The organism is Streptomyces sp. NPDC090077 (assembly GCF_044747545.1).
Lineage (GTDB): Bacteria > Actinomycetota > Actinomycetes > Streptomycetales > Streptomycetaceae > Streptomyces.
The window spans coordinates 20,710-32,273 of the sequence record NZ_JBIVEG010000024.1; the positions used below are offsets into that span (position 1 = coordinate 20,710).

Below are 11,564 nucleotides of genomic sequence, written 5' to 3' on the forward strand. Positions count from 1 at the left end.
CGGGCCTCCTCTACTTTCCGGGCGCGGCGGGCGCGGTGGTGAGCAGCGGTCTGGGCGAGGTCTCGCCCTCCGGTACCCCGGCGGCCGTCACGGCGAGGACGAGGGCGAGCGCGGCGGCCAGCCCGACGGCGGCGGCGGCGAGTGCGCGCACGGCGGAGCCTCCGTAATCTGATGGGTCGTCAGGGAGGCGTACCGTAGCAACGCGGGGGTGAGATGAGAACCGTCCGGGCGGCGGCTCGACGGCCGGCCGCCCTCGGGGAACGCGGAAGCCCGCGCCGACCGGCACGTCGACGCGGGCTGAGGGTGCAAGTGCACTCAGGTGTACTGGACGGGGGACTCGTGGAGGAAGGGGGTACCGCCGTCGACTATCACCATCACAATGGTCACGTACTCGGCCCCGGAGCGCTTGCCCGCGGCGACCTTGCCCACGTATCCGCTGGAGCAGGAGTACTGGCTGTTGATGACCTGGCGACGAAGGCCCGACCAGAGCTCGTAGATGCTCACGCTGACACTGCAGCTGGAGCCCGCCGAGCCCGCGCTCTTGCGGTAGGCGTCGGCGTACAGCTTTCCCCCGCCGCTGCTGATGCAGACGTCGTACGACCAGCCGTACGACGAGTGTCCGGAGCAGCCCCCGCCGGAGTCCGCACTGGCCGGCGAGGACAGGCCGAAGAGCGCGAGCGGGACGACCCCCGCGGCGATGGCGAGCCTGCCGAGCCGACGCTTGGCAGATGTGGTGAATCGTGACATGCGTACTACCTCCCCCGTCATGCCGAGCACCTCCCGGACGGGTGTGCGAACGGCGACGATCACGCTAGGGCGGGGCATATGCCCCGGCAACGGTTTCGTCGGGAACCGGCCAAAAGGGTGCCGGAAGCGGACCCTGCGATCAGGGCTGCCGGCTCGCCGTGGCGGAAGGGGCGGGGCTCGGCATCCGGCTCGGCGTCGGCGACTGGGTCACCGGAGGACTCGACTGCGGCGTCGGGGTGGCCGTGGGCACCGGCGTCCCGGTGGGGCTCGGCGTCGACGACGGCGTCGGGGTGGGCGTCGTCGGAGTGGTCGGCCTCGGCGTGGGGGTGGGGCTCGGCTTCGGCGTCGGCGTCGTGGACGGACTCGGCGTCGGGGTGGGCGTCGGGGTGGGGGTGGGCGTGGGCGTCGGGGTCGGTGCCGGAGTGGGGGTCGGGGTCGGCTTCGGGTCCGAGGGGCGGGGGCCCGCCGGGACGCCCGCGCCGCTGCCGCCCGCGTCCGGGACCTCGTGCGCGCCCTGGAGGTAGTACGCGAACCAGGACCGCACCGTGCGCAGGTACTCCCCGGACTGGTTGTACGACAGCACGGCCCGGTCCAGGCCCGCCCCCGTCCGCAGGTCGCGGTTGCCCGCGCACAGGTAGCGCCCGGCCGCCAGCGCGGCGTCGTGGACGTTGTTCGGATCGCGCCGCCCGTCGCCGTTCGCGTCCTGGCCCCAGGCCGCCCAGGTGGACGGGATGAACTGCATCGGCCCGACGGCCCGGTCGTAGCGGGCGTCGCCGTCGAAGGCCCCGCCGTCGGTGTCGGAGATGTTGGCGAAGCCGTTCCCGTCGAGCACGGGGCCGAGGATGGGCCGCAGGGTCGTGCCGGCGGCGTCCACCTGCCCGCCGCGCGCCTGGCCCGACTCGACCTTGCCGATCGCCGCGAGGAGCTGCCAGCGCAGTCCGCAGCCCGGGTCGTCCGCCGCGACCCGCTGCTCGGCCGCGCGGTACGCCGCGAACACGCTCGCCGGTATCCCCTGCGTGGCCTCGGCCGCCGGCCGGTCCGCCGCCGGCACCACGGCCGCCGTGGGCGTGGGCGCCGGCGCGGCCTCCGGCTGCACCGGGGCGCCCGACTGCCCGTCCGGCAGGACCACCGCGGGTGGCTGGGGGCTTATGAGGGGCGGCAGTTCGGTGAAGTAGGAGGAGTCCCCGCCGGATCCACCGGCCGGCTGCGCCGCCGCCTCCTCGCCGGCCGCCACCAGCCGCTCCTCGTCGGCGCCCGCCGGTGCCTGTGACGCCGTCATGGCGGCGGCCACCAGGGCCGAGACCAGAGCCGCGGCCGCGCCCCTGCGCAGGCCGCGTCCGAATATCCGTGCCGACATGACGGTTCCCCTCCCCTTGGACGTCCGCGTGACCCTACGTCAGCTCCCTGCACAGGGCACGCGTCGTGCCACGGACATTCACCGGATCCCCACGTTCCCTCGCAGCTCACGCATACTGTCCGGATCCCGAGCACCCCAGGAGGCCCCGTGCCGTTCACTCTCAGCCACGCGGCCGCCGTACTTCCGGCCATGCGCCGGACCGGGCGCGCCCGGGGGCCGCTGGTCGCCTCGGCGCTCGTCCTCGGGTCGTTCGCCCCGGACACCTTCTACTTCGCGGACGCGGTCGTGAACGGCGTGATGGGCTACGGCCACTTCGCGCACTCCCTGCCCGGGGTGGCCACCGTGGACGCCGTGCTGACCGCGCTCCTCGCGGCCTGCTGGCTGCTGCTGCGCGAGCCGCTGGTCGCCCTCCTGCCGCGCGGCCGGCGGGGCCGGGTGCACGCCTTCGTGCGCGGGGAGCGCTGGCGGGGACGCCCGGCGGCCCCGCTCGCCCTGTGGTTCTACCTCTCGGCGGTGGCCGGCTCCCTCACCCACGTGGGGTGGGACAGCTTCACCCACCTGGACCGCTGGGGGACGAACGCGCTGCCGTGGCTGGGCGACCCGCTCGCCTTCGGCCTGCCCGCCTACTCCTACCTCCAGTACGGCTCCTCGGCGCTGGCCGCCTGCGCGCTGCTCTGGTTCGCCGTGAGCGGCCTGCGACGGCTGCCCGACGGGCCCGCGCCCGCCTCCGTGCCGGTCCTCGGCCGCGCGGAGCTGTGGGGCGCCGCCGCCCTGATCGCCGGGTGCGCGGCCGTCGGGATCACCCTGCGGGTGGTCCGCTTCTACACCTTCTACGACCGGATCCGCAGCCCGCTCGACATCATCCCGACCGTCTGCTTCGGCGCGGGCGGCGGGCTCGCCGTCGGGCTGCTGCTGTACGGGGCCCTCGTACGGCTCCGGCAGCGCCGCGACCGGGACCGGGACCGGCCCGGCCGTCCGGACGCGGAAACGCGGACGCCCGTCCCCACCGCCTGAGGCGGGGACGGGCGTGCGGGCACTGCGCCGCGGCGGCGCGTACGGGGATCAGTGCGCGGCGGACTCCCAGTCGCCGCCGACGCCCACCGACACGTCCAGCGGGGCCCGCAGCTCGACGGCCGCGCCCATCTCCCGGCGCACCAGCTCCTCGACCCGCTCCCGCTCGCCGGGGGCGATCTCCAGGACGATTTCGTCGTGGACCTGGAGCAGCATCCGCGAGCTCAGCCCGGCCTCGGCGAGGGCCTTGTCCACGCGCAGCATGGCCACCTTGACGATGTCGGCGGCGGTGCCCTGGATCGGGGCGTTCAGCGCCATCCGCTCGGCGGCCTCGCGGCGCTGGCGGTTGTCGCTGTTGAGGTCCGGCAGGTAGCGGCGGCGGCCGAACACCGTCGCGGTGTAGCCGGTCGCCCGGGCCTCGTCCACCACGCGCTGGAGGTAGTCGCGGACCCCGCCGAACCGCTCGAAGAACGTCTCCATCAGGCCGCGCGCCTCGGCCGGCTCGATGTTCAGCTGCTGTGCCAGGCCGAAGGCGGACAGCCCGTACGCCAGGCCGTACGACATCGCCTTGATCTTGCGGCGCATCTCGGCGTCGACCTGGGAGCGCTCCACGCCGAACACCTGGGAGGCGACGGTGGTGTGCAGGTCCTCGCCGGAGGCGAAGGCCTCGATCAGGCCCTCGTCCTCGGAGAGGTGTGCCATCACGCGCAGCTCGATCTGGCTGTAGTCGGCCGTCATCAGGGACTCGTAGCCCTCGCCGACGACGAAGCCGCGGCGGATGGCGCGGCCCTCGTCGGTGCGCACCGGCACGTTCTGCAGGTTGGGGTCGGTGGAGGAGAGCCGGCCCGTGGCCGCGGTGGTCTGGCTGAAGCTGGTGTGCACCCGGCCGTCCGCGGCGATCGACTTGACCAGGCCCTCGACGGTCACCCGCAGCTTGGCCTGCTCCCGGTGCCGCAGCATGATCACCGGCAGTTCGTGGTCGGTCTGGGTGGCCAGCCAGGCCAGCGCGTCCGCGTCCGTGGTGTAGCCGGTCTTGGTCTTCTTCGTCTTCGGCAGGTCCAGCTCGCCGAAGAAGACCTCCTGGAGCTGCTTGGGCGAGCCGAGGTTGAACTCGTGGCCGACCGCCGCGTGCGCCTCCTTCACCGCCTGCTGCACGGCGCCCGCGAACTGCTGCTCCATGCCCTCCATGTGGTCGCGGTCGGCGGCGATGCCCGCGCGCTCCAGCCGGGCCAGCAGCTCGGAGGTGGGCAGCTCCATCTCGTGGAGGAGTTCGACCGCACCGACCTCGGGGAGCTTGGCGGTGAAGGCGTCGCCCAGGTCCAGGACCGCGCGGGCCTGCGCCATCAGCGCGTCGGCCTCGGCGGTGTCGTCGGCGCCGAAGGCGAGCTGGCCGTCGGCGGCCGGCGGCTGGAGCTCGCGGCCCAGGTACTCCACGGACAGCACGTCCAGCGCGAAGGACCGCCGGCCGGGCTTGACCAGGTAGGCGGCGAGCGCGGTGTCCATGGTGACGCCGGCCAGGGTCCAGCCGAGCTCGGGGAAGACCCGCATCAGGGCCTTGGCGTTGTGCACCACCTTGGGGCGCGCCGCGTCGGCGGCCCAGGCGGCGAAGGCCCGCTCGTCGGCCTCGTCGAGCGCGGAGGGCTCGAACCAGGCGGCCGCGCCGCCGGCCGCGGCCAGGGCGATCTCGCTGACGTCGCCCGTGCCCAGCGACCAGCTGTCCACGGTGGACACGCCCAGCGGGCCGTCCGCGTGCGCCTGGAGCCAGGGCGCGAGCTCGCCCGCGCCCAGCACCGAGCCGTCCAGCTCGACGCCGGCCGCCGGCGCGGGGGCCTCGGCCTCGGCCGAGCCCGGGTCCACGGCCAGCAGCCGCTCGCGCAGCGAGGCGTTGCGGATCTCCAGCACGTCCAGCACGCCGAGCATCGCGGTCCGGTCGTAGGGGGCGCGCACCAGGTCGGCCGGGTTCTTGGGCAGCTCCACGTCCTTGACCATCTCGGTCAGGACCCGGTTGAGCTTCACGGCCTCCAGGTGGTCCCGGAAGTTCTGCCCGGCCTTGCCCTTGACCTCGTCGGCCCGCTCCACCAGCTCCGCGAACGACCCGAACTGGGTGATCCACTTGGCGGCGGTCTTCTCGCCGACGCCGGGGATGCCCGGCAGGTTGTCCGACGGGTCGCCGCGCAGCGCCGCGAAGTCCGGGTACTGCTGCGGGGTCAGCCCGTACTTCTCCTCGACCTTCTCCGGCGTGAACCGGGTCAGCTCGGAGACGCCCTTCGTCGGGTACAGCACCGTGGTGTGCTCGGAGACCAGCTGGAAGGAGTCCCGGTCGCCGGTGACGATCAGCACGTCGAAGCCGAGGGCCTCCGCCTGCGTCGCCAGCGTCGCGATCACGTCGTCGGCCTCGAAGCCGTCGACCGCGAAGCGGGGCACCTTCATCGTGTCGAGCAGCTCGCCGATCAGCTCGACCTGCCCCTTGAACTCGTCCGGGGTCTTCGAACGGTTCGCCTTGTACTCGGGGAACTCCGTCGTGCGCCACGTCTTGCGGGACACGTCGAACGCCACCGCGAAGTGCGTCGGCGCCTCGTCACGCAGGGTGTTCGCCAGCATCGACGCGAAGCCGTAGACGGCATTGGTCGGCTGGCCCGTGGCCGTCGTGAAGTTCTCCGCGGGCAGCGCGAAGAACGCCCGGTAGGCCAGGGAGTGCCCGTCCATGAGCATCAGGCGGGGGCGGTCCGCTGCGGTCGGCTGGTCGGTCTTCTTCGATGCTGTCTCTGCCACGCCCCCGATCCTAGGCGCCCCCACCGACAATCCCGGCCCGCCTCCCCCGGCGCACCCGCCCCGCCGGACGCCCCCGGCGCACCCGTCCCGGGGGCCGTGAGCGCCGGGACCGCCCTCCCCCGTTCCCGTGGTCCGTGCAAGGATCGGAGGATGCGGCCACACGTGCTGCACACGTACGTACGCTCGAAGGGGAGCGCGATGGCGACCAACCCGCCCACAGGTGACCCGGTGCAGGACGCGCCGCAGATCACGCCGCCCAAGCACGCGGCCGCGGGACTCCCCGCCATCGGCCACACCCTGAAGATCGCGACCGAGCAGATGGGCCTGGCCCGCACCGCGCGGACCCTCCTCAAGGTCAACCAGAAGGACGGCTTCGACTGCCCCGGCTGCGCCTGGCCGGAGGGCGACAAGCGGCACACCGCCGAGTTCTGCGAGAACGGCGCCAAGGCCGTCGCCGAGGAGGCCACGCTGCGCCGGGTCACCCCGGACTTCTTCGCCGCCCACCCGATCGCCGAGCTCGCCGCCCGCAGCGGCTACTGGCTCGGCCAGCAGGGCCGCATCACCCAGCCGATGTACCTGCCCGAGGGCGCCGACCGGTACGAGCCCGTCAGCTGGAAGAAGGCCTTCGCGGTCATCGCGGAGGAGCTGGGGGCCCTGTCCTCCCCCGACGAGGCCCTCTTCTACACCTCGGGCCGCACCAGCAACGAGGCCGCGTTCCTCTTCCAGCTCTTCGCCCGCGAATTCGGCACCAACAACCTGCCGGACTGCTCGAACATGTGCCACGAGTCCTCCGGCTCCGCGCTGAACGAGACCATCGGCATCGGCAAGGGCAGCGTCTCCCTCGAAGACCTCCACCGCGCCGACCTGATCATCGTGGCCGGTCAGAACCCGGGCACCAACCACCCCCGCATGCTCTCCGCGCTGGAGAAGGCCAAGGAGGCCGGCGCGAAGATCATCTCGGTGAACCCGCTGCCCGAGGCCGGCATGGAGCGGTTCAAGAACCCCCAGACCCCGCTCGGCATGCTCAAGGGCACCGCCCTCAACGACCTCTTCCTGCAGATCCGCATCGGCGGCGACCAGGCCCTCTTCCGCCTCCTCAACAAGCTCGTCATCGAAACGGACGGCGCCCTGGACGAGGACTTCATCCGCGAGCACACCCACGGCTACGAGGAGCTGGCCGCCGCCGCGAAGGACGCGGACTGGGACGAGACCCTCACCGCGACCGGCCTCACCCGCCCCGAGATCGAACGCGCCCTGGCCATGGTCCTGGCCTCGGAGCGGACCATCGTCTGCTGGGCCATGGGCCTGACCCAGCACAAGCACTCCGTCGCCACCATCCGCGAGGTCGTCAACCTCCTCCTGCTGCGCGGCAACATCGGCCGCCCCGGCGCCGGCGTCTGCCCCGTGCGCGGCCACTCCAACGTCCAGGGCGACCGCACCATGGGCATCTTCGAACGGCCCGCGCCCGCCTTCCTCGACGCCCTCGACAAGGAATTCGGCATCACCTCGCCGCGCGCGCACGGCTACGACGTGGTCCGCTCCATCGAGGCCCTCCGCGACGGCAGGGCCAAGGTCCTCTTCGCCATGGGCGGCAACTTCGTCGGCGCCACCCCCGACACCGACGTCACCGAGGCCGCGATCCGCCGGGCCTCGCTCACCGTCCACGTCTCCACCAAGCTCAACCGCTCGCACGTGGTCACCGGCCGGCGCGCCCTGATCCTGCCCACCCTCGGCCGCACCGACAAGGACGTCCAGAAGGGCGGCCGCCAGTTCGTCACCGTCGAGGACTCCATGGGCATGGTCCACGCCTCCCGCGGCAACCTCCCCCCGGCCTCCCCGCACCTGCTCTCCGAGCCCGCCATCGTCGCCCGCATGGCCCGCGCCGTCCTCGGGACCGCCTCCAGGACCCCCTGGGAGGAGTTCGAGGACGACTACGCGGCCATCCGCGACCGCATCGCCCGCGTGGTCCCCGGCTTCGAGGACTTCAACGCCCGCGCCGCCCGGCCCGCCGGCTTCCGGCTGCCCCACGGCCCCCGCGACGAACGCCGCTTCCCCACGAAGACCGGCAAGGCCAACTTCACCGCCGCCCCCGTCGAGTACCCGCACCTGCCGCCGGGCCGGCTGCTCCTGCAGACCCTGCGCAGCCACGACCAGTACAACACCACCATCTACGGCCTCGACGACCGCTACCGCGGCATCACCGGCGGCCGCCGCGTCGTCATGGTCAACCCCGAGGACGCCGCCGAGCTCGGCCTCGCCGACGGCTCCTACACCGACCTCGTCGGCGAGTGGAAGGACGGCGTCGAGCGCCGCGCCCCCGGCTTCCGCGTCGTCCACTACCCCACCGCGCGCGGCTGCGCCGCCGCCTACTACCCGGAGACCAACGTCCTGGTCCCCCTCGACTCCACCGCGGACACCAGCAACACCCCCGCCAGCAAGTCCGTCGTCGTGCGCTTCGAACCGGCCTGATAGAACGAGTACCGGACACCGGTTAACGATCGTTGACGAACGGAGCAGGCCCATGGCCGACGAGCAGCAGCACGGCGTGAAGTTCCCCCAGGAAGTCCTCGACGAGTACGCGGCCCTGGGCATAGACCTGCCCGCCCTCTTCTCGGCGGGCGCCCTCGGCGAGCGCATGGAGATCCGGATCCTGGAGGCCTCCGCCGAACGCGTGGTCGCCACCATGCCGGTCAAGGGCAACACCCAGCCCTACGGACTCCTGCACGGCGGCGCCTCCGCCGTCCTCGCCGAGACCCTCGGCTCCGTCGGCGCCATGATGCACGGCGGCAGCAAGAAGATCGCCGTGGGCGTCGACCTCAACTGCACCCACCACCGGGGCGTGCGCGAGGGGCAGGTCACCGGCACCGCCACCCCCGTCCACCGCGGCCGCTCCACCGCCACCTACGAGATCGTCGTCACCGACGACCAGGACCGCCGCGTCTGCACCGCCCGCCTCACCTGCCTGCTGCGCGACACGGAGTCTTAACACCCCGTCCGGTACGAGCCGTTGTGCCGCTCCCGGCGCCGGTCTAGCGTTCCCGCATGGGATCCGGACCGGCGCCGCGCGGCGTCACGGCCGCACGCGGGACGACGGCGCTCCTCGCCGCCGCCCTGACCACCACCCTCCTGTCGGGCTGCGCCGGACCCACCCGCGCGCCCCACACCGCCCCCGCGCCCCGCACCACCCCGCCGCAGGCCCTGTGCGCCGCCCTCGTCACCCGCTGGGCCGCGGTGGTCCTCGACGCGGAGGGGGGCGGGGACGCCGTCGGACTCGACTACCAGTCCATGGGACTGTCCGGCGACCAGTACGAGATCCTGCGCGCCGCCCTCGCAGCCGCCCGGGACGCAGCGCGCGCCGGGGGCCCCGCGGCCGCCCGCGAGAGCGCCGCCCGCGCAGCGGAGGCCCGCTGCGCCGAGCGATACCGCTCGGGCACCCCGACCGGCGGGCCCTGGCAGTGAGCGCCGGCATCGGCCCGGTGGAGCCCGGGGAGGGCACCGAGGGCGGGCCGGGGTCGCTCAGGGGGCCCCGTACGCCGCCCCGCGCGGAGTGGATCCGCTCGCGCTACGCCCGCCACCGCAGGGCGGTGCTGACCGTCGCGTCGGTCTCCGTACTGGCCGCGGCGGCCGTCCGCATATACGCCACGCGGCCCGAGCCGCCCCCGCCCGAGGTGCCGCCCGCCCCCTCGCAGGCGCTGTCGCTCTCGTACGGGAGCCCGGTGGAGCCGGCTCCGGACGGCGCCGCCTTCGCCTTCACTGTGCGTGTGCGGACGGCGGTCGGGCCCGCGGTGACGGTCGAGCGCATCGGGCAGCCCTCGCAGGCACTGGACGTGACGATCCGGCCACCCCTGCCGGCCACGGTCGGTGCGGGAGAAGTGCGCGAGCTCCTCGTTCTCATTCGGGCAAAAGACTGCGTGCATGTAGCACGGAATTCCGGGCTGCCATTCCTGGAAGTGACCCTGAGTAATGGATTCCAGAAAGAGGATCACAGTTACATCCCCGGTGACCGATATGCCAGGGATCTTTCCGTCGCGCTGACCAGGGCCTGTCCCGAAGCCCGAGACACGGCCCCCACCGGGCCGTCATGAGCAAAAAGCCCCACAGTCCTGGCCCGTCAGGACTGAAACCGCCCGATGGTCCTGCCGCGTCTCAGGATGCGGACAAGACGAACCGGCCTGAATTCCCCCGTTCCACCCGCCGTGAACCGCTATGTATTACGCCGTGGCATAACAAGAGAGTCACATCATTGGCCTCAGCCCTCCATAACCGCCGATGAGCCGCCTAGAGTCACGGCCAGTTACCGCGACCGCCGGATTTCTTCAGTTCGGTTCCCCGCGTTCGACTCGACGCGTCCCACGGGGGACGCGGCGCCAGGAAAGGACTGATCGTGCGTTCTCGTCAGCTCATCGCCGTGACCGCCGCCCTCGCCGCGGGCGCTCTCACTCTCACCGCCTGCGGCTCGCGCGACGACAAGGGCGGATCCTCCGGCGACGGTGGCACCACCGTCGTCATCGGCGTCGACGCCCCGCTGACGGGCGACCTCTCCGCCCTCGGCATCGGCATCAAGAACTCCGCGGACCTCGCCGCCAAGCAGGCCAACGAGAAGAAGTACGTCAAGGGCGTCACCTTCAAGATCGAGGCCCTCGACGACCAGGCGCAGGCCTCCTCCGGCCAGCAGAACGCCACGAAGCTCACGGCCAACAAGGACGTCCTCGGCGTCGTCGGCCCGCTCAACTCCTCGGTCTCCGAGGCCATGCAGAAGGTCTTCGACGACGCCAAGCTGGCCCAGGTCTCCCCGGCCAACACCAGCCCCTCCCTGACCCAGGGCCCCAAGTGGAACGAGGGCGTCAAGAACCGCACCTACAAGAGCTACTTCCGCACCGCCACCACGGACGCCATCCAGGGCCCGTTCGCGGCGCAGTACCTCTTCAACAAGGCGGGCAAGAAGAAGGTCTTCATCATCGATGACAAGAAGACCTACGGCTCCGGCCTCGCCGGCACCTTCAAGGGCGAGTTCACCAAGCTCGGCGGCCAGGTCGCGGGCGAGGGCCACATCGACCCCGAGTCCAAGGACTTCTCGGCCATCGTCACCCAGGTGAAGTCCTCGGGCGCCGACGTCGTCTACTACGGCGGCGAGTACCCCGCGGCCGGCCCGCTCAGCAAGCAGATCAAGGCCTCCGGCACCAACATCCCGCTCGTCGGCGGCGACGGCATCTACGACAAGAAGTACGTCGAGCTGGCCGGTGAAGGCGCCACCGGCGACCTCGCCACCTCCGTCGGCGCCCCCGTCGAGAGCCTGCCGTCCGCCAAGGAGTTCGTCGAGAACTACAAGAAGGCCGGCTACAAGGACCCGTTCGCGGCCTACGGCGGCTACTCCTACGACTCCGCCTGGTCGATCATCGAGGCCGTCAAGAAGGTCGTCGACGAGAACGGCGGCAAGCTGCCGGCCGACGCCCGCGCCAAGGTCCTCGCCGCCGTCCAGAACGTCTCCTTCGAGGGCGTGACCGGCAAGGTCTCCTTCGACGAGTTCGGCGACGCCACCAACAAGCAGCTCACCGTCTACAAGGTCGAAGGCGGCGACTGGAAGTCCGTCGAGTCCGGCACCTACGGCGGCTGACCTCCACCGGCTAGCCCGCTGATCCGCTAGCCCCTCACCCCTCACCTGCCGCGCGGGGCGCGC

At 72.5% G+C, this 11,564-nt stretch carries 10 protein-coding genes; 5 read left to right on the top strand and 5 right to left on the bottom strand.

Going from position 1 to position 11,564, the window contains the following annotated elements; all coding sequences use genetic code 11:
* Positions 1 to 10 precede the first annotated feature (10 nt).
* The 3 genes from ACIPW5_RS30120 to ACIPW5_RS30130 all read right to left on the bottom strand — a co-directional run bounded on the left by ACIPW5_RS30120 (position 11) and on the right by ACIPW5_RS30130 (position 2,104).
* Positions 11 to 151, bottom strand: a complete 141-nt coding sequence (locus tag ACIPW5_RS30120; RefSeq protein ID WP_401251529.1) for an SPW_0924 family protein — start codon at positions 149 to 151, stop codon at positions 11 to 13.
* Positions 152 to 315: 164 nt separating this feature from the next.
* Positions 316 to 747, bottom strand: coding sequence for a hypothetical protein (locus tag ACIPW5_RS30125; RefSeq protein ID WP_401251531.1), 432 nt, complete (start codon positions 745 to 747; stop codon positions 316 to 318).
* Positions 748 to 886: 139 nt separating this feature from the next.
* The gene (locus ACIPW5_RS30130; protein WP_401251534.1) at positions 887 to 2,104 is read right to left on the bottom strand and encodes a lytic transglycosylase domain-containing protein; all 1,218 of its coding nucleotides are present in this window, start codon (positions 2,102 to 2,104) and stop codon (positions 887 to 889) included.
* Positions 2,105 to 2,251: 147 nt separating this feature from the next.
* Here ACIPW5_RS30130 and ACIPW5_RS30135 point away from each other — a divergent pair, with 147 nt between their 5' ends.
* On the top strand, positions 2,252 to 3,118 hold the full coding sequence (locus tag ACIPW5_RS30135; protein ID WP_401251537.1) for a DUF4184 family protein: 867 nt from the start codon (positions 2,252 to 2,254) through the stop codon (positions 3,116 to 3,118).
* A 48-nt stretch (positions 3,119 to 3,166) separates the two neighbouring features.
* On the opposite strand, the gene polA is transcribed toward ACIPW5_RS30135, so the two are convergent.
* Positions 3,167 to 5,887 (bottom strand): DNA polymerase I, encoded by a 2,721-nt coding sequence (polA, locus tag ACIPW5_RS30140; protein WP_401251540.1) that lies wholly within the window; start codon positions 5,885 to 5,887, stop codon positions 3,167 to 3,169.
* Positions 5,888 to 6,085: 198 nt separating this feature from the next.
* Here polA and ACIPW5_RS30145 point away from each other — a divergent pair, with 198 nt between their 5' ends.
* Genes ACIPW5_RS30145 through ACIPW5_RS30155 form a run of 3 tightly spaced genes read left to right on the top strand, consistent with a single transcriptional unit; the run spans position 6,086 to position 9,346 of the window.
* Positions 6,086 to 8,356 carry an FdhF/YdeP family oxidoreductase gene (locus ACIPW5_RS30145; RefSeq protein ID WP_401251752.1) on the top strand — a complete coding sequence of 757 codons (2,271 nt, stop codon included), beginning with the start codon at positions 6,086 to 6,088 and terminating at the stop codon, positions 8,354 to 8,356.
* Between the two features lie 52 nt (positions 8,357 to 8,408).
* On the top strand, positions 8,409 to 8,873 hold the full coding sequence (locus ACIPW5_RS30150) for a PaaI family thioesterase (protein WP_401251543.1): 465 nt from the start codon (positions 8,409 to 8,411) through the stop codon (positions 8,871 to 8,873).
* Positions 8,874 to 8,929: 56 nt separating this feature from the next.
* Positions 8,930 to 9,346, top strand: a complete 417-nt coding sequence (locus ACIPW5_RS30155) for a hypothetical protein (protein ID WP_401251546.1) — start codon at positions 8,930 to 8,932, stop codon at positions 9,344 to 9,346.
* A gap of 103 nt (positions 9,347 to 9,449) precedes the next feature.
* Here ACIPW5_RS30155 and ACIPW5_RS30160 read toward each other — a convergent pair whose 3' ends face one another.
* The gene (locus ACIPW5_RS30160; RefSeq protein WP_401251548.1) at positions 9,450 to 9,689 is read right to left on the bottom strand and encodes a hypothetical protein; all 240 of its coding nucleotides are present in this window, start codon (positions 9,687 to 9,689) and stop codon (positions 9,450 to 9,452) included.
* Positions 9,690 to 10,271: 582 nt separating this feature from the next.
* Here ACIPW5_RS30160 and ACIPW5_RS30165 point away from each other — a divergent pair.
* Complete coding sequence (locus ACIPW5_RS30165; RefSeq protein WP_401251551.1) at positions 10,272 to 11,501, top strand: branched-chain amino acid ABC transporter substrate-binding protein; 1,230 nt, start codon at positions 10,272 to 10,274, stop codon at positions 11,499 to 11,501.
* The last annotated feature ends 63 nt before the right edge of the window (positions 11,502 to 11,564 follow it).

Bases quoted from the DNA above. Each gene is read 5' to 3' on its own strand.
- ACIPW5_RS30145 (WP_401251752.1), top strand. From the start codon at position 6,086: ATGGCGACCAACCCGCCCACAGGTGACCCGGTGCAGGACGCGCCGCAG.
- ACIPW5_RS30125 (WP_401251531.1), bottom strand. From the start codon at position 747: ATGTCACGATTCACCACATCTGCCAAGCGTCGGCTCGGCAGGCTCGCC.
- ACIPW5_RS30130 (WP_401251534.1), bottom strand. From the start codon at position 2,104: ATGTCGGCACGGATATTCGGACGCGGCCTGCGCAGGGGCGCGGCCGCG.
- ACIPW5_RS30160 (WP_401251548.1), bottom strand. From the start codon at position 9,689: ATGCGCTCGACCGTCACCGCGGGCCCGACCGCCGTCCGCACACGCACA.
- ACIPW5_RS30150 (WP_401251543.1), top strand. From the start codon at position 8,409: ATGGCCGACGAGCAGCAGCACGGCGTGAAGTTCCCCCAGGAAGTCCTC.
- ACIPW5_RS30155 (WP_401251546.1), top strand. From the start codon at position 8,930: ATGGGATCCGGACCGGCGCCGCGCGGCGTCACGGCCGCACGCGGGACG.